A 16,470-nucleotide genomic window follows, 5' to 3' on the forward strand; every position below is an offset into this window, starting at 1 on the left:
ATTTATTCGCGGCTCTCTTTTAAACTTAGTGGGTGAGCCCCGGAGGTGGCGACATATCATAGCGGTGGGTGCGCAGCAAACCGGGGTCCTCGCAAGTGAGCGAAGCGAGCTTGTGGGGTGGAAAGCGGAGCCCCCCGTTTCAGTTAACGTCAGCATCCATGAGCCCCGGAGGGCGCGACAGAAGAAAACAATCCTGTGTCTTATTGTTGTGTCGCACTCTCCGGGGATCACATCTACGTTGGGGCTTGGGTCGGGGGGCTGCACTTCCTACGGTCGTTCTGCATCCACCGCTATGATCTGTCGCCCTCCGGGCTGATTTTACTTGATGAGCCTTAATTGATCCGCTTGATTTGAAAGAGAGCCTTATTTGCCGATGCAGAAGGAAGAGAATATCTGCTGGAGCAGGTCGTCGGTGGTGACGATGCCGAGGATCTCTTCCAGGGCCTTGCTGGCGGTGATCAGGTCGAAGGCGATGAATTCGAAGCCGGCCTCTTTGCGCAAGGCCAGTTGCGCTTTTTCCAGGGCGGAGACGCAGCGTTCCAGAGCCGCCAGATGGCGCGCGTTGGTGAGCAGGGGATGGTCCAGTTCGTCCAGAGGCAGTTCGAAACGCTTCAGGATGGCTTCCTGCAAGGCATCCAGGCCGCCCGGACTGACCACCGAGACGGGGATTCCGGCCTGGGGCGAGTAACCGTCGCGGACTTTAGGGTTAGTCTCCGCGCCGTTTTCATCCGCCACGAGGTCGTATTTACTGGACAGCCAGAGGGTTTTGGTTCTGATCGCTTCAGGCAAGGGGACTTCTTCCAAACTGGCTGGACCGGATCCCGCCTCCACCAGATAGAGCACCAGATCAGCGCTTTGCATCAGGTCCCGGCTGCGGTCGATGCCTTCCTTTTCTGTCAGGTCCGAGCTGGCGCGCAGGCCCGCGGTGTCGTATAAAACGAGGGTGTAGCCGCGCAGCGATACCGATTCCTCGAGGTAATCGCGCGTGGTGCCGGGATGGGGGGTGACAATGGCGCGGTTGAACTTCAGGAAAGCGTTGAACAGCGAGGATTTGCCGGAATTGGGCGCTCCGGCCAGGCAGACGCGGATGCCCTCGCGGATGTAGCGGCCCTGGGAACCCTCGCTGTGCATGGCTTTGGCCTGTTCCAGAATGCCATTGATCCTCTCCTGGAGGTCATCCAGATCGATCTGGGGCAGGTCCTGGTCGGCAAAATCGATGGCCAGTTCGCAGCGCAGGCGGGCTTCGGTGATGGCTGTCAAAAGCGCCTGCAGATGTTGGGACAATCCTCCCTGGACCTGCATCAGGGCGGCGCTTTCGGCCTTGCTGCTTTTGGCCGTGATGAGGTCGTTGACCGCCTCAGCTTGGATCAGATCGAGCTTTCCGTTCAGCAGGGCGCGCAGGGTGAATTCCCCCGGTTCGGCCAGACGGGCGTCGTAAAGCAGGTTTTGCAGGATCCTGGAGGCGATCTGCGGATTCCCGTGGCAGGATATTTCCACGCTGTCCTCGCCCGTGTAGCTGAGCGGGGCGCGGAAAACGGTGCAGAGAACCTGGTCGAGGGCCCTGCCCTCCCGGTCGTGGAAAGTGCCCCTCAGAACGCGGTGCGATGGGGCTTTCAGCAATTTGGCCCGGGGCTGGAAAAACTGCGCCACGATGCCGATGCTGCCGTGACCGCTGATCCGGAGGACATTGATGGCGGCGTGGCCCGGTGGGGAGATCTGGGCGCAGATGGGATCACTTTGGCTGTGCATCAGGCTGGCAGGTGTTTTTTGATCTCAGCAAGCAGCTTATCCGGAGTAAAACCGATCCGGGCGTTGAGTTCGGAGATCTTGCCATGGGCGATGAAACTGTCCGGATAGCCGAAATTGATCACCCTGCAGGGATACTCCGCGAGCAACTGCGCGACGCGGGAACCCGTTCCGCCAATGATGGCGTTGGTCTCGAAAGTGAAGACATGGGTGCAGCTTTCCCCCAGTTTGCGGAGCAGTGGTTCGTCCAGGGGTTTGAGGCTGCGCAGGTTTACCAGCCAGGGTTTGCGGCCTTCCCGGGTCAGGAGTTCCCAGGTCTGGGATGCGACCGGCAAAGCGCCTCCGTCGGCCAGCAAAGCGATTTCCGCGCCTTTATGCACGGTCTGGGCCTTGCCCAAAGTGAATTTTCCCAGTTCCTTGCCCCCGCAGGGCGCGGCTCCACGCGGATAGCGGATGGCGACGGGGCCATCTTTGTAGGTGGAGGCAAAGCGCAGCATGGCATCCAGTTCTTCCGCGGTGGCAGGTGAAAGGAGCACCAGATTGGGGATCCCGCTGAGCAGGGAAACGTCGAAGGCGCCGTGGTGCGTGGCTCCGTCCTCTCCCACCAATCCAGCCCGGTCGACACAAAAAACCACTGGCAGGCGGGGCAGGGCGACGTCGTGGATGACCTGGTCCATGGCGCGCTGGAGGAAGGTGCTATAGATTGCCACGAACGGCTTGATGCCCTTGCAGGCCATGCCGGCTGCGAGAGTGACGGCGTGCTGTTCGGCGATGCCGACATCGAAGAAGCGTTTGGGAAATCTCTTTTCAAAATCCGCCAGCCCCGTTCCGGAGGTCATGGCGGCCGTTATGGCGACCACATTGGGATCCGCAGCGGCAATTGAGCACAGATTGCGGCCGCAAACCTCGCTCCAGCTTTCGGTTCCGCTGCAGGCCTGCTTTCCGTTCCGCACCTCGAAGGGCCCCACGCCGTGGAACAGCGAGGAGTTCTTCTCCGCCGGGGCGTAGCCTTTTCCTTTTTGGGTGACCACATGCAAAAAGACCGGGCCCACCATGTGGCGCTGGATGCGGCGGAGCATGGTGCACATCAGTTCGATGTCGTGGCCGTCGATGGGGCCGACGTATTTGAGGCCCAGGTCCTCGAAGATGATGCTGGGCACGAGGATGTTCATCATCGATTCCTCGAGCTTCTGGGCGCCGAGGATGAAACGGCGGCGCAGATTGTCGGGCAGGGTGGTGCTGAGATCCCAGATCTGCTGTTTCATCGTGTTGTAGGGCCGGCTGGCCATCATGCGGGCCAGGTATTTCTGAAGGCCGCCCACGTTTTTGGAAATGGACATGGCGTTGTCGTTGAGGATCACCAGGAATTTATCTTTCTGGAGGTGGCCCGCATGGTTGAGGGCTTCGAAGCTCATGCCGCCGGTGAGGGCTCCATCCCCGATCACGGCGATGCTGTGGCCCTTTTCCCGAAGCAGGTCGCGGGCGCAGGAAAGGCCCAATGCGGCGGAGACGGAAGTGCTGCTGTGGCCTGTGGAAAAGGCATCGCAGGGGCTTTCATCCCGGTTCGTGAAACCGCTGATCCCATCCAGGCTGCGCAGGGTGTCGAAACGGTCGTTGCGTCCGGTGAGGATCTTCCAAGCGTAGCTTTGATGGCCAACGTCCCAGACGACGCGATCATGGATGGGGTCAAAAACGTTCAGCAGGGCGATGGTGAGGTCCACCGCTCCGAGGCTGGGCGCGACGTGCCCGCCGGTGTGGGAAACCACGTCCACAATGCGTTTGCGCACTTCCCGGGCCAGGAGCTCAAGCTCGTTTGGCTTGAGATTCCTGATCTCCGCGGGGTCGTTTAGCTTTTCCAGGATCATGTTGTGCTCCCTGTAGAAGGGTTCTTGGCTGCCGAGGTGGGACGCAGTTCCTCGGCCTTGACCAGGATGATCTCCAAAACAACCAGCAGCAGTGCCGCCGCCATCAGTATTTTCCAGAGATCGTGTCCCAAGCGGGTGTGAAAGAGGGCGTTTTGCCAGTTGGCGCCCAAGAGTTTGACGTTCTTCAGGCCCTTGTAGTCCATGGGCTCAAATTCGCTTTCCTGGCGGGGCGTGTCCACAGCCAGCAGGGTTTCGGAGCCGTCGGCCTTCCTGAGGGTGTAAATTCCAGGCTGGGCGAGTGTGTGTGTCCGGTTGGCCAGGACCAGGACGCTTCCGTCGGGAAGCACGACCTGATGGGCGCTGACGGCATCGCCCAAGGCATGGCTTTCTCCTGAGGCAATGATGGAACTGGTGTATTCCAGGCTGCGATAGGCAAAAACGGCAAAGGCGGCATCCAAGAAGAATGCGGAGCGCTGGCTGGCCAGATCGAAGTTCCAAAGCAGGAAGTTGTCTTTGGCCAGGGCGAAAACATCGCCTCCACCGGCCAGAAGGGTCGTGGCATCGGTCCCGGAGATCTGCCAGAAACCCGTTATCCCCTTATACTGGATGTTCTTGCCTGCCATCAGCGAAGTGGTGAAATGGTGGGGATTTACGTAACCGATGCTCCCTTCCCGGGCCTGGAAAGCGCCGATGCTGACGCCAAAGAGTCCACCCAGCCAGGTTTTCTGCTCCGGGCTGAGGTTTTGGTCGAGGCAGAAGAGCACTCCGCGGCCGCCGGACCGCAGGGTCTCGACCAACTCGCGCAGTTTGGGGGAAAGATGGGTCGAAGCCTGCAAAACGAAGGTCTGGTACTGGTTCAGCGTGGCCAGGTTGATGCTCTGGGGATCCAGGACGTCGATCCGGCCACCGGGGCCAGTGTAAACCTGCAGCAGCGATCTCAGATAGAGTGGCAAGGCGGCGCGGTCTGAGATGACTGCCACCCGGGGCGCGAGTTGGAAAGGAAAGGCGAAATGGCTGCGGTTGTCGTGCTCGAGGCGGTCGTCCATGACCTCGACGTAGCCGCTTTGCCAGCCATCCTGGCGGATGTCGACCACGATGCTCTGGTTGACGGTCTGGCGCGCGGGCAGGTTGACGAATTTCTCGGCGACCTTGGCATCTCCGAGCACAACCTTGACCAGCACTTCATTGCGGTCCTCCGCGCCGTGATTGCTGAGCCTGAACTCAATGCTCTGGCGGCGGGATTTTTCCACCAGCTGGGGCAGCACGGCCGCGCCAGAACAGCTCAGATTGTCGAACTCGCGGTCTTGGGCGATGTTGATGACATTGAGGTTTTGCCCCTCCGGAACTGGATATTCCTGCTTCTGGCCGTCGGTGATCAGATAGAGCTCGCGATTTGCCAATTGGGTTTCGCGCAGCTTTTCCTCGGCCAGGCTGACCATGTTTGCCAGAGGCAACGGAGAATAGGTCACCCCGATCTGGCTTATCAGGCCCTGGGGAAAAGAGCCGGCATAGATCTGGGCGTGGAGGCGGTTCCAAGCCTCATCGGAAGTGATCAGGACCAGCCTGTCCTGCGGCGTGCAGAGGGCTTCGATCTCCCGGACCGCGTCCTTCGCCCGGTCCAGGTCGCTCCGGGATTCACGCACGTAATCCAGGCTGAAAGAGGTATCCAGCAGAATGGCGATGGCCGTGGGCGGGTGTTTTTGGGCAGGTTTCAGATGTTTGGATTGAAGCAGCGGACGGGTCGCCGCCAGGGTCACCAGCAAAATGATCAGCATGCGGATGATGAGCAGGAGGATGTTTTTCAGGCGGGTGCGCTTTTTCTCCTGTTCCTGGCTGGCCTTGATGAAGCGCAGGGTTGGAAAGACGACGCGTTTGGGTTTCTTTTTGGCCAGCAGCCAGATGATCAGGGGCAGGATGGTGGCTGCCGTGAACAGCAGCAGCCCGGAGTTTAAAAAGCTCAATCCGCCCATGGCTTAAGGCATTCCCACTCCCAGGGAAAAGAGGTATTCGCTGTCTTTGATCTTCATGCCCTGGTTGTTCATGGAGAAGTCGAAACGGAAGACGTTGTAGTTGTAGCCGGTGCCGAAGGTGTAATTGATGTTGCTCGTCCCATAGAAATCGTGGCTGTACATGCCAAGGCGCAGGACTATGCCCTGATTGACATTCTCCCTGCCCGGGGAACCGGGGCTGTTCCAGTCCCAGAGATACTGGAATCCGAAGTGGTAGGTGGTGTCCGTAGACTGGCTCAGTTTGCCCTGCAGGCCGGCCTTGAGGATCATGTTGTCCGAATTGTACTGCGCTCCGATGCCCATCCGGCGCTGGATTGGGACCGATGGGTAGTTTTCCCAGTACAGGCGCGAAAAGAGGTCGTAGCCGCTCACACCGAAGGTCATGCTGCCCGCGTCCATGGTCACGCCCAGGTCTGTGGAAAAGCCTTTGATCTTGTCGTCGATGAAAACATCGTTTTCCCCGGGCACGTTGTAAACCTGGTAGACCAGCCTGCCGGTGAGGTATTTGAGATTGAGGCCGAAGCTGACCGGCTGCCAGGAATCGTCACGCCCCGCCAGGGATACTTGCACTTTGTCCATTTGGTAGTCGTAATAGCGGTAACTCCGGTTTGCGTAAGTATCGACGATATGCACGCTGGCGACGGGCTGATAGGTCCAGGCGGTGTTTTTCGCCAACAGGGTAAAATACTTGAACTGCTTGTCCCGCAGCGCGTTGCTGATCGAGGCTGCTTCCCAGAAGCTCAGGTTTTCTTCATTTTTCAGCCGGAATGAGGTCAGCAGGGCACTGTACGTGTTGGCGCCGATCAAAGCCGGATTGGAATAGCTGGCGAAAAAATCCCCGGCGTTGGTCACGTTCAGCCCGCCCATGCCGATGCAGATCGGGGAAACGTTGTTGTCCGGGATGGCGTAATCGAAGGTGGTGACGGGAAGCGCCGGTTGCTGGGCCGACAGGGCCAGGCTCAAAGCCAGGGCCAGAAAAAGCAGCAGGTGTTTCATAACTTCTCTCTTTGCAGTTTGGTGCGGACCCAATCAGCCGCGAAATAACCCAGCACGCCGGCGAAGATCCCGGCCACCGCGTCGATGAACCAGTGGTAATGGCAAAAAACCGTGGCCAGGGAAAGGAAAAAGGAGATCATCACGAACAGGTAGCCCAGCTTGCGCGCGTATTTGAGGGCGGCGATGGTGAGCACGAGCGTGATGGCGATGTGAGAGCTGGGAAATGCCCCGCCCCAATGCCCGCTGTGGTTGTAGATGAAGGCCATGATGTGGGTGAAAGGGCCGTGGCGGTACGCGTGGGCAAGTTGGTATGCTTCAGGAAAATACCTGCCCCCCACAACCGGGATGAGGCTGTAGAAGAAATAGCAGGCGTAAAACACAAATGTAAGGTTGAAGATCAGTTCGCCAAAGGCCTTTCTGTTCTTGAACCAGAAATAGACCGGCAGGCCGCCGATCATCGGATAGTAGCAGAAATAGGCGAAGTGGAAAAGCTCCTGCATGAACGGCGTGTCGTATCTTTGGCCCCAGACCAGGGAAGGATAGTAGCCGAAGAGCTTGTGGTCGATGCTCATGAACCAGGGATCGAGCCAGTCCTGGAAGGCGATGAGGCTCACGGAGTGCAGCGAAGTGTAGAAAAAACCGAACAGCGCCACGGGATATATCCCCCGCGCGAACTGCAGGGCCTTCAGCAATCCGGGTTTCATGGCCGCGCCAAGGCTCCTTTCCAGCCAGGCCAGAAGCAGCACTCCAGTAAAGATCGAGAGATAGCTGGGATAGTAGAATTCAGGACTCTCCGCCCTGCCCAGGATGATGCCCACCAGCATGTAGAGGAGCATCCAGCCGCAAAAGGCCAGAGTGATCTTGTCGATCGGGCTCAGCCAGGGACGGAGCCCATTCATTTCCGCCGTGCCACTCAACCTGGGTGTGGTTATCGACTGTCCGCTGCCCATGTCACAATTCGCCCATCTTCTTGGATACGATGAAGTTAAGAGCCCCCATCAGGATCGCGATGCCCCAGATGATGGCCACGAAATAGGGCGGCAACTCCTTGCGGAACAGGGGAATGAAGGTGTAAAACACGTGCGTCAGCAGCACCGGCAGGATCACGATCACATATTGCGCGAAGCGGATCTGCTTCCAGATCAGCACGATCAGCCAGGCCACTATCAGGGCCACCAGCATCGGACCCGGCGCGAAATAGAGCAGAAAGCCCGTGTAGGTGAATATCCCCCGGCCCCCGCGAAACCTGTGAACGGCGGGCAGGCAGTGCCCGATCAGCATCGCCAGGCCGTAGACAAGCATGACGCTCTTGTCGTGGAGCAGGCTGAATTCCCCCGTGGGGAACAGCGCTCTGAGGCCGTATTCCACCACCAGCAGGAACAGCAGAGCTTTTAGGATGTCCAGAGCGCCCACCAGGATGCCCAACGGTTTGCTGACATTGGCGTAGATGTTTTCGGTATCAGCCAGGCCGGTGCCGATCTTATAAATATTCAATGACCGCGCGGTCTTGGCCAGCAGCCGGGCCGTGGAAAAGCAGCCGTAGCAGTAGGCCACCACAACGGTCAGGAACATGATCAGATACATCATCGCGGATCTCCGTAATTACGCGCCCCGAACAGGGCCGAGCCCAGCCGTAGCATGTTCGAGCCTTCTTCCAGGGCCACCAGATAGTCGTCGCTCATGCCCATGGAGAGATACTTCATCTCCACCCCCGGAATCGCCTGCTGGCCGATCTTGGCTGCCAGTTCCCGCAACTGCCTGAAATAAGGCCGCGTGCGTTCCGGATCGATGCTCATCAGCCCGATCGTCATCAGGCCCCGGACCCGCAGGCAAGGCAGGGCCGCGATCTGCCACATCATATCCAGGGCGTTGTCAAAACTGACCCCGCTTTTTGATTCTTCGGAGGTGGTATTGACCTGGATCAGGATATCCTGGGTGAGGTTTTTGCTTCCCAGGTGGCGGTTCAGCTTCTGGGCGATGTAGAGGCTGTCCACGGATTGGATCAGAAAGGGTTTCAGGCTCAGCAGGTTGTTGATCTTGTTGGATTGCAGGTGCCCGATATAGTGAAAAGCCTGGTAGGGAACGTTCAGCATGGGAATCTTGCGCAGGGCTTCCTGCACCTTGTTTTCGCCGATGTGGCCGATTCCCAGGCGCAGTGCATCTTCGACCGTCTCCACCGGATGGGTCTTGGTCACCGCGACCAAAGTCACCTCATCCGGGGCCCGGCCAAGCTGGCTCAGCTTGTTCCCTATCTTTTCCTGCACCCGTTTGATATTGTCCGCAAGGGTGGGCATCATCGCTCCCGTTAAATAATCTGCAAAGCCTTTTGGGATCTTGCTTTCAGTAGAGGCCGGCTGCATCCGGCAGCAGGTTTCTGATCAAGATCAGGCCTTATTAGCCATTTTCCTCTGAGCCACTGGCTGTCAAGCAGAATCTCCCGCCGCTTATGCCTGTCAGGACATGGGCATACAAATCCAGCTTTTACTCAAGTTTTGAACCACTCCTCCCCCTCCCGATCACTACGCTATCATTACGGACTCACTACGGACTTTGTCCGTAATGAGTCCGTATTGACACCGTAATGATAAGGGGGGCGACAGGGGTATGGCATGCTTAAGCTGCAGTCTGGAATAGCTTTGACACTATACTGTGAATTATATTTGCCCGAGCCAAAGCTAATGTTCTGCTTTTAAACTATCTATGGCCATAAATTGGCCAATCTGGGCCGGGTTGATACTCAGACGTGGTTACGCAGGGCCAGCTCCATTGGATGGGGGTTCAGGTAGTATTGCTGGGCCAGATAGGGTTGGCCGTATTTGCGCACATAGTGGTTGATCAGGGTGACGGGCACGATCAGGGGCAGCAGGCCGGACCTGTAATTGCTTATCAGTTCGAGCATTTCGGCTTTCTCCGCCGGGGTCAGGTCCTCTTTGAAATAGCCAAGGATGTGCTGCATCACGTTCTGGTGCTTGGCCCGGGTGGCGTGGAATGAGGTGGCGCGCATCAGGTTTTCCAGATAGAGGCGGGCAAATTCCTCCGGGTCGTGCTGTTTGACGGATGCCACCAGTTTGCCCATTTCCCTGTAGAGCTGGGGGTTGTGGGCCATCAGCAGGAGTTTGTGGCGGGTGTGGAAATCGACCAGGCTGCCGGGGGTGAATTTGCTTTTGCGCAGCTTCAGCCAGCGCTGCATGATGAAGATGCGCTCGATGAAACTCTCGCGCAGCACGGGATCGTGCAGCCGGCCCTCCTCCTCCACGGGCAACAGGGGAAAGGCTTTCATGAATTGGCGGGCAAAGATTCCCACGCCCTTTTTCTCGGCCGCTCCGCCTTTGGCTGGATAGACCTTGACCCGTTCCATGCCGCTGGAGGGGGATTTGCTCTTGAAGACGAAGCCGCAGAGTTCCTTTCCAGCCAGGTCCTGGAGCCTTTTAGCGCTCCAATCCAGCATTCGCTGGGTGTGGTCGATGCCGGTCTGAGTGGTCAGCAAGAGGGGATTGTCCGCGCTGCCAACCAGGCGCATGGCCTCGCGGGGGATGGGCAGGCCGCATTCGACCTCGGGGCAGACAGGAACGTAAGATACATATTTGCCAAGGGTTTCCACCAGCCAGTTGTCATACTTGTGCTGCCCGTCGTAGCGCACCTTGTTGCCCAGCAAACAGGAACTGATGCCCAGGGTCAATACTTCTTCCACTTCTCCTCCATATGGAATAGATAAGGCAGCCGCGAGTTCTGTATCGCGGCCGCCAGGGGTTAAATGTTTTGAGAACTATTTCAGGTTGGCCGGGATGATCAGCTCGGCCTCGGTGGCTTTGAGCACGTCATCCACGGAAAAACCTTCGCTCACCTCTTTGAGGACCAGGCCCTCGGGAGTCACCTCCAGAACCGCCATTTCCGTCACGATCAGGTTGACCCGGCCTTTGGCGGTGAGGGGTAAAGTGCACTGTTTCAGGATCTTGGGATTGCCGTGCTTGTCGCAATGCTCCATGGCCACGATCACTTGCTTGGCCCCAGTCACCAGGTCCATGGCGCCGCCCATGCCGGGAATGAGCTTGCCCGGGATCATCCAATTGGCGAGGTTTCCCTCTTGGTCGACCTGCAGGGCGCCCAGCACCGTCATGTCCAGATGCCCGCCGCGAATGATGCCGAAACTGGTGGCGGAATCAAAGAAAGAAGCTCCCGGCAGGGCTGTGATGAAACCCCCGCCGGCGTTGATCATGTCGGCGTCCTCAAATCCCGCTTCCGGAGCGGGTCCCACGCCCATGATGCCGTTCTCGGATTGGAAGACGACATGCACTCCCGGGGGAATGTGGTTGGCCACTTCGGTGGGCAGTCCGATGCCCAGGTTCACGTAATCTCCGTCTTTCAGCTCGCGGGCGATGCGGGCTCCGATCTGTGCGCGTTTGTCCATGGCCATCTCAATTCTCCTTGCTCATGATGATGTAATTGACGAAGATGCCGGGAGTTACGATCTGCTCCGGATCAAGCTCGCCTGCTTCCACGATCTCGTCGACCTCGGCGATGGTGGTTCGGCCCGCCATGGCCATGATGGGATTGCTGTTGCGCGCGGTTTTGCGGTAGATCAGGTTTCCCGCCTTGTCGGCCTTCCAGGCGCGGATGATGGCAAAATCGCTGGGGATCGCGGGCTCCAGGATGTAGTCCTTGCCGTCAATGTTGATGATCTGCTTGCCTTCCTGCACAACGGTTCCCAGACCCGTGGGGGTGAGGATCCCGCCCAGTCCGGTCCCGTAGGCACGGCACCTTTCCATCAGGGTTCCCTGGGGTATCAGCTCGACCTTGATCTCGCCGGAATTCATCTGGTTTTGGATCTCCCGGTTGGTGCCGGTGTGGGAAACCTGGGCGCTTTTCAATTGATGGTTCACCACCAGCTTGCCCACGCCGCGGTTTTCCCAGTCCGAGGCGATGACGATCATATGCAGGTCTTTGGTCCCGGCTGCCACGATGGCGTCAATGATGGTCTCCGGGGCCCCCACAGCCAGGAATCCTCCGATGGCGACGCGGCTGTGCGGTTCGATCATGGCGGCTGCTTCTTCCGCCGTTATCAGCTTGAACATTGCTTCTCCTTGGGGTGTGAATGATATTTGTGGGCAGGAAAAAACACCCGCCGCTTTATGTCAATAGATAGTCCTGGACGCGGTGGACATCCTCGCTGTTGAGCAGCACTTCCAGATAGATCCCGTCCGCGCGGTATTCCTCGGCCTGGATCACGGCTATCTCGTGCAGCAGCGAGGCCAGGGCGCCCTTGTCGTATGGCAAAAGCATCTTGCAGAGCTGGTTTTGGAACAGGCTGGCCTCTACGGTTTGCAGCAGGTCCTCGATGCGCTCCCTTTCCAGCGCGGAGATGGTGATCGCCTCAGGATGGCGCCTCTTAACAAGGGTGAGGTAGGTGCCCTCAACCAGATCAGTCTTGTTCAGGACCAGGACCTGCGGGATGGACGCGGCCCCGATCTCGGCCAGGACACAGTTCACCTGTTCCATGTAATAATCGTGCCGCTGGTCGGAAACATCCACGATATGCAGGAGCAGATCAGCGTCGTTGACCTCCATCAAAGTCGCGCTGAATGAGGCAACCAGGTGGTGGGGCAGGTTCGAGATGAAGCCCACCGTGTCTGAGATCACGACCGGAAATGAGACTGAGAGCTTGAGCTGCCTTGAGGTGGAGTCCAGAGTGGCGAAAAGGCGGTCCTCAACCAGCACGCCGGCCTCGGTGAGGGCGTTGAACAGAGTTGATTTGCCGGCATTGGTGTAGCCGACGAGGCAGATCTTCTTGGTTTTGCCGCGCTGCTTGCGCTGGGTTTCTTTCTGATGCTTGATGGTTTCGATGGCCTGGTTGATCTTGCGGATCTGCTGGCGGATCAGGCGTTTGTCGATCTCGATCTGCTTTTCGCCCATTCCTCGCGTGGCTGTGCCGCCGGCCGACCGTGCCGAGCCGCGTTCCTTGTCAAAATGGCCCCATAGCCTGCGCAGGCGGGGAAGCTGGTATTGCAATTCGGCCAAACGCACCTGCAGCTTGGCTTCGCGGGTTCGGGCATGGTCGTGGAAGATGGAGAGGATCACCTCGGTGCGGTCGATGACGCGGATGCTGTGGTCCTTTTCGATATTGCGGGCCTGGATCGGATTCAGTTCCTCGTTGACGATCAGGACGTCCGCCCCGGCCTGATGCATCTTGTAGCTTGTCTCTTCCAGGAAACCTTTGCCGAAAAAGCTGCCCCGCTCGGGGTGGTTGCGCCTCTGGGTGTAGCGGCCCAAAACCTCGATCCCGGCTGTGTCGGCCAGCCTTTCCAGTTCGTCCAGGGAATCGTTGACGTCAGTTTCGCTTTCGCCCTGGCGGATGATGGCCGCCAGAAAAGCCGTCTTGTCCTGCTTCTCCAGGTCTTCCCAGGACTCCTGCTCGAGGTCGTATTCCTCCACCAGATAGTCTTTTTCTTCGTCGCGCATGTCTCTCCTGTAAAGGTTTTACTCAGTTGCTGATCTTGGTGCCGCGGGCGTCCTTCCTGCCAGGCGAACTGTCGTAGATCTCCACATTGTAATAGATCACGGCGATACAGTCGCGGGGATATTCGCCGTGGAAAAAGCTGTGCATGAGGTTGACATACTGGACCACCTGGCGTTCGTAGGTGCTGAGCTTGGGATCCAGCGGATGCAGCAAACGCGCGATCTGCTTGACCTTGAAGGTGGGGATGTCCATCCAGACCGTTACGCAGGCGGGATTCAGCATCTGGTTGATGAAGGTCTGGGTGTTGTAGCCCGGCTCAGAATAGAGTTCCAGAGAAACCAGCCGGTTCGGGCTGAAGTTCTTTTCCGCGTTGATATACAGGCTGTCCAGGATGTCCAGCTTGACGTCCAGGCCCTCTTCCATGTTGGCCCGCAGCAGCGCGATCAGTTCCGCGATTTTGTCCTCTGGCGGCAAAAAGCCCATGCCCTTGATGGCGTTGTTGAGCTTGAAGCGGGAGTCCTTGCGCGCGGCGCCGTAGGTGGCGACTATCCCGTTGTGCGGTCCGGCGAGTTGCGGGCTGCGCGTGGCTTCCCGGCCCTTGGTGAGCATCTCGCGGAAGATGTCCAGATATTCCCTGCGCTGGTTTCTGTTCCAGTCCCAAAACGATTGGGGGAACTCCACCAATGGGAAATCCTGCCAATCACTGTCCACCTGGGCGCGGATGCTGGTTGCGCCGGCCTCCGGAGTGATGGCGGTTTTTTGCACGCTGTAGCCTTCCTGCCAGAATGTGGCGGGATCGATAACGTCTTCGGCGCGCAGAAGGCCGATTACTATCAGCAAGCCGAAAACGCAAAGGATGAGTATCTTTTCCATGTTTAACTCCTATGGGATTCGATGTTTTCCTTGGCCGCGGGAACCGCCTGGTAGAGAAATGCGTTGGTCTGGCAGGGGAAATCCCCGCATTCCGCGCAGCTTTGGAATCCTTTGCCCACCACGCAGGCGCGGATGGGGCAGTTGTTGCACCAGTTGAAATGAACGCCCTCGCTCATGCAGCCATCGCAATTGATTTCTGCAGCAGTTAGTTGGGTGTCGTAATTCTTGCTCCAGCGGATGGCGATATCCGCTTTCTTTTCCGTGTCTCCGGACTTGGTGGCCAGATAGCATTCGCAGGCCAGGCAATCAAGTCCGCAGGCCGAGCTTGGTTTAGTCATCTTCTTCTCCCAGATATATTTGCAGAGCCGCCAGGCTGCGCCGGGACAGGCTCAGTTTCTTTTCCTTCTTGTCCCTGATGGGGGTTTCCAACGCGGGAAGCAAGCCGAAATTGGCGTTCAGGGGCTGAAAACCTTTGGTGGCCTGATCGATCAAACGCCGCCAGAGCTGGCCCAGAATCGTTTCCGGCGGCAGCATACCGATCCCTTCGGCCAGGATCTTGGCTACCAAAAGCCCGGTGGCGACGCATTCCATATAGCCCTCCACCCCGCTCAGTTGCCCGGCCACAAAGACGTTGCGGGCGTTTTTCAAAGTCAGGTTGGGATACAGGACCTGCGGCGCATTCAGATAGCTGTTGCGGTGGATGGAGCCGTAGCGCAGGAATTCCGCCTGTTCCAAGCCGGGGATCATCCTCAGGATCCTTTTTTGCTCCGGATAGCGTAGCATGGTCTGGCAACCGACCAGATTGTAGGCGGTTTGGTCCTTGTTTTCCGTCCTGAGTTGCAGCACCGCGAAGGGTTTCTTGCCATCCTTTTCCAAGCCCATGGGACGCATAACCCCGTGCGCCAGAGTGTCTTTGCCCCGCCGGGCCAGTTCCTCGATGGGGGTGCAGTTCTCGTAGTAAGAAAACTCCAGTTCCCGGAAAAACTCATTCTCAAACTCCCGCGCCTGGTGCTTTTCGCCGGCCAGTAGGGCATCCACGAAGGCGTAGTACACGTCCCGGGTGAAAGGGCAGTTCAGATAATCCGCGTCGCCCTTGTCATAGCGGTCTTTGCGGTATATTTTGCTGAGGTCCAGGCTGTCCGCGGACACGATGGGTGCAATGGCGTCGAAGAAATAGAGCTGTTCAGAGCCCAGAAGCCTTTGCAGTTCACGCATCAGGTCATCGGAGGTGAGCGGTCCGGTGCAGAGTATGCAGGCCCCTTCGGGAAATTTGGATACTTCTTCCCGGATGAGTTCGATCCGGGGGTGCTGTTCTATACGATCGCTAACTGTTTGGGCAAACAGCTCCCGATCCACGGCCAAAGCGTGACCCGCCGGCACGGAGCAGCTTTCGGCGATAGGGAGGAGCTTCGATCCCAGCAGGCGAACCTCTTCCTTCAGCAAGCCGGACGCGGTATCCAGGAGAGTGGATTTGAGGGAATTGCTACACACCAGTTCCGCCGCCAGGCCTGTCTGATGGGCGGGGGTCATTTTGTCCGGCCGCATCTCGTAGAGCCGGACCGGAAGGCCCAAGTCTGCCAGATACAGCGCGGCCTCGCTGCCAGCCAGGCCGGCCCCGATGATGTTTATCGCCGCCAATGCAGGTGTCCCGGAAGCTTTTTCAAAGTGAAGAAAATCAGCGCGCCCACCAGTCCGGATAGTACCTCATGGATGATGAAGACCATCAGGGTGCTGCCCACAATCTGTTCCTGGGCGAGGCCGATCTCGGACAGGAAATGGATGGCGAAAATTTCCTTGAATCCCAGCCCGGCATAGGTGATCGGGATGCTGTGGGAGATGTTGGACAGGCTCATCCGCGTCAGCACTTCGGCAAAATTGACGGGCTGGGTCCGCATCAGGATCAGCCAGTACTGCAGATAATTGAGCAGCGTGGTCAGGATCAGGAGTCCAACAATGCGCGGGGCGGGGCGCAGAGAGGCTTTGCGGAGGTCCTTCCAGTGCTTGTTCAGGGCCAGCAGGAAATAGCCCCAGATGGGAAAAGTCGCCAGCCCGATCAGCAGCGCCAATCTGAGCCCGAGAGGTATGCCAATGGGGAGGAAGATCAAGGACAGAGCGGCAAAAAGCAGCAGTGCCCAGGTCACCAGGGTGCGCTCATAGAGAAAGGCATAAGCTGAATCCCGCACACTGCTGTTGTCTATAAAGGCTGTTTTACCCACCAAGCCCAAACCTCCGGGCAGGGCGAAACGCAGCGCCTGGCCGATCAGATATGATCTGCCAACCTCAGGCCAGTTCGGTCGGTAGAGGGGATTGATCTGCAGCGACCAGCCCCACACCAGGGCAAGCCCCAAATGACGAAACAAAGACAGACTTAGCAGGGACAGCAGCAGCCAGGGGGGCAGATTGAACATGCTGGCAAAGACCATCGCCATGTCGATCTTGCGGAAAATGCTCCACAGGATCAGTACGGTTATCCCCATCTTGAGGGCAAAGATCAGGATGTTGCTTACTTTCTTATTCAAAAAACGCC

15 protein-coding genes are annotated in these 16,470 nt (G+C 58.1%); all 15 read right to left on the reverse strand.

What is annotated here, in order from left to right; all coding sequences use genetic code 11:
- Window positions 1-363: 363 nt before the first annotated feature.
- The 15 genes from mnmE to K0B87_00075 all read right to left on the reverse strand — a co-directional run bounded on the left by mnmE (window position 364) and on the right by K0B87_00075 (window position 16,462).
- Complete coding sequence (gene mnmE, locus K0B87_00005; protein MBW6513127.1) at window positions 364-1,749, reverse strand: tRNA uridine-5-carboxymethylaminomethyl(34) synthesis GTPase MnmE; 1,386 nt, start codon at window positions 1,747-1,749, stop codon at window positions 364-366.
- A complete protein-coding gene (gene dxs / locus K0B87_00010) occupies window positions 1,749-3,611 on the reverse strand; it encodes a 1-deoxy-D-xylulose-5-phosphate synthase (protein ID MBW6513128.1) in 1,863 nt (620 codons plus the stop codon). Before dxs ends, mnmE begins: the two co-directional genes overlap by 1 nt.
- Window positions 3,608-5,572, reverse strand: a complete 1,965-nt coding sequence (locus tag K0B87_00015; GenBank protein MBW6513129.1) for a BatA domain-containing protein — start codon at window positions 5,570-5,572, stop codon at window positions 3,608-3,610. The genes dxs and K0B87_00015 overlap by 4 nt, the downstream gene beginning before the upstream one ends.
- A 12-nt stretch (window positions 5,573-5,584) precedes the next feature.
- Entirely contained in the window at window positions 5,585-6,616 is a 1,032-nt protein-coding gene (locus K0B87_00020; protein MBW6513130.1) for a conjugal transfer protein TraF, read from the reverse strand.
- The gene (locus tag K0B87_00025; protein MBW6513131.1) at window positions 6,613-7,515 is read right to left on the reverse strand and encodes a phosphatase PAP2 family protein; all 903 of its coding nucleotides are present in this window, start codon (window positions 7,513-7,515) and stop codon (window positions 6,613-6,615) included. The genes K0B87_00020 and K0B87_00025 overlap by 4 nt, the downstream gene beginning before the upstream one ends.
- Before the next feature lie 52 nt (window positions 7,516-7,567).
- Complete coding sequence (locus K0B87_00030) at window positions 7,568-8,203, reverse strand: glycerol-3-phosphate acyltransferase (GenBank protein MBW6513132.1); 636 nt, start codon at window positions 8,201-8,203, stop codon at window positions 7,568-7,570.
- Window positions 8,200-8,910: a YggS family pyridoxal phosphate-dependent enzyme gene (locus K0B87_00035; protein MBW6513133.1), complete on the reverse strand. Its 711-nt coding sequence runs from the start codon at window positions 8,908-8,910 to the stop codon at window positions 8,200-8,202. Before K0B87_00035 ends, K0B87_00030 begins: the two co-directional genes overlap by 4 nt.
- Window positions 8,911-9,353: 443 nt before the next feature.
- On the reverse strand, window positions 9,354-10,307 hold the full coding sequence (locus tag K0B87_00040) for a DUF523 and DUF1722 domain-containing protein (GenBank protein MBW6513134.1): 954 nt from the start codon (window positions 10,305-10,307) through the stop codon (window positions 9,354-9,356).
- 75 nt (window positions 10,308-10,382) lie between these two features.
- The gene (locus tag K0B87_00045) at window positions 10,383-11,024 is read right to left on the reverse strand and encodes a CoA transferase subunit B (protein ID MBW6513135.1); all 642 of its coding nucleotides are present in this window, start codon (window positions 11,022-11,024) and stop codon (window positions 10,383-10,385) included.
- Window positions 11,025-11,031: 7 nt separating this feature from the next.
- Window positions 11,032-11,688, reverse strand: coding sequence for a CoA transferase subunit A (locus tag K0B87_00050; protein ID MBW6513136.1), 657 nt, complete (start codon window positions 11,686-11,688; stop codon window positions 11,032-11,034).
- 55 nt (window positions 11,689-11,743) lie between these two features.
- Window positions 11,744-13,072 carry a GTPase HflX gene (gene hflX / locus K0B87_00055; protein MBW6513137.1) on the reverse strand — a complete coding sequence of 443 codons (1,329 nt, stop codon included), beginning with the start codon at window positions 13,070-13,072 and terminating at the stop codon, window positions 11,744-11,746.
- Window positions 13,073-13,094: 22 nt separating this feature from the next.
- Window positions 13,095-13,943, reverse strand: a complete 849-nt coding sequence (locus K0B87_00060; GenBank protein ID MBW6513138.1) for a hypothetical protein — start codon at window positions 13,941-13,943, stop codon at window positions 13,095-13,097.
- Window positions 13,944-13,945: 2 nt separating this feature from the next.
- Window positions 13,946-14,281 carry a DUF3795 domain-containing protein gene (locus K0B87_00065; protein ID MBW6513139.1) on the reverse strand — a complete coding sequence of 112 codons (336 nt, stop codon included), beginning with the start codon at window positions 14,279-14,281 and terminating at the stop codon, window positions 13,946-13,948.
- The gene (gene trmFO / locus K0B87_00070) at window positions 14,274-15,581 is read right to left on the reverse strand and encodes a methylenetetrahydrofolate--tRNA-(uracil(54)-C(5))-methyltransferase (FADH(2)-oxidizing) TrmFO (protein MBW6513140.1); all 1,308 of its coding nucleotides are present in this window, start codon (window positions 15,579-15,581) and stop codon (window positions 14,274-14,276) included. Before trmFO ends, K0B87_00065 begins: the two co-directional genes overlap by 8 nt.
- Window positions 15,569-16,462 (reverse strand): flippase-like domain-containing protein, encoded by an 894-nt coding sequence (locus K0B87_00075; protein MBW6513141.1) that lies wholly within the window; start codon window positions 16,460-16,462, stop codon window positions 15,569-15,571. Before K0B87_00075 ends, trmFO begins: the two co-directional genes overlap by 13 nt.
- Between the last annotated feature and the right edge of the window lie 8 nt (window positions 16,463-16,470).

It is taken from the genome of Candidatus Syntrophosphaera sp., assembly GCA_019429425.1.
In the GTDB taxonomy this organism is placed as follows: Bacteria; Cloacimonadota; Cloacimonadia; order Cloacimonadales; family Cloacimonadaceae; genus Syntrophosphaera.